Consider the following 397-nt stretch of genomic DNA (forward strand, 5'->3'; position numbering starts at 1 on the left):
AGACGCCGCTCTGGAAGATTCCATCGCTCGCTTCCAGCAGAAACTGACCGACCTGGGCTTTAATATCGAAGAAGCCTCCTGGCTCAACCCGGTGCCTCATGTCTGGTCCGTGCATATTCGCGATAAAGAGTGTGCCCTGTGCTTTACCAACGGTAAAGGCGCGACAAAAAAAGCGGCACTGGCCTCTGCGCTGGGTGAGTATTTTGAACGTCTGTCGACCAACTATTTCTTCGCCGATTTCTGGCTGGGTGAAACCATCGCCAACGGCCCGTTTGTGCACTATCCAAACGAAAAATGGTTCCCGCTGCCTGAAGACGACGCGCTGCCGGAAGGCATTCTCGACGCGCGTCTGCGTGCGTTCTACGATCCGGAAAACGAACTGACCGCCAGCATGCTG

1 protein-coding gene is annotated in these 397 nt (G+C 55.4%); it reads left to right on the forward strand.

Translation table 11 applies throughout. The features are described from left to right. Positions 1–397: YcaO-like family protein (locus tag CSV68_RS16825; RefSeq protein ID WP_199175058.1), on the forward strand; the 397-nt coding region annotated here is incomplete at both ends.

The organism is Sporosarcina sp. P29, from assembly GCF_002743265.1.
GTDB lineage: Bacteria > Bacillota > Bacilli > Bacillales_A > Planococcaceae > Sporosarcina.